This window comes from Brachybacterium sp. FME24 (genome assembly GCF_014897705.1).
GTDB lineage: Bacteria > Actinomycetota > Actinomycetes > Actinomycetales > Dermabacteraceae > Brachybacterium.
In genome coordinates, this window is sequence record NZ_JABUXV010000058.1 from 1 (window position 1) to 470 (window position 470).

The 470-nt window shown below is 68.5% G+C and carries 1 tRNA gene; it reads left to right on the top strand.

From position 1 onward, the window contains the following. Positions 1-373 precede the first annotated feature (373 nt). Positions 374-445: transfer RNA gene (locus INT51_RS21965), tRNA-Val, on the top strand. Positions 446-470 lie beyond the last annotated feature (25 nt).

Sequence of the window (470 nt, forward strand, 5' to 3'; positions counted from 1 at the left end):
CATCGGCGACGCCGACGAAGGACTACTTTAGAGGGGTTGCCCCGGGGGTGCAAATGCTGATGGCCTGCAGTGTCGGAGGTCACCTGGCGTGGTCGAAGGCGGCTGTGGCGTGCGGCCCGGCGGCGAGCAGGGGGTCGGATCCGCAGTGCCTGCGCACTGCGACGGTCGCGGCGCTCGGGGTCGGCGCGACCGTCGGATCGCGAGGCGCGCAGAGGGGCGCGCCGGGGCCTGAGGGCAGGGGATGATGCGGCGATCCGGCGTGACCGAGGTCGACATAGGTCACACCGGAAGTGGTCCTGACGGCCGCTCGACCTCGTGTAGGCTTCTTCGAGTCCGCTCGAGAGGGTGGGCCGCGAGGGTGAATGCGACCTTCGGGCGATTGGCGCAGTGGTAGCGCGCTTCCTTCACACGGAAGAGGTCACTGGTTCGAACCCAGTATCGCCCACGACGCGATCTGCGGATCGATGTCA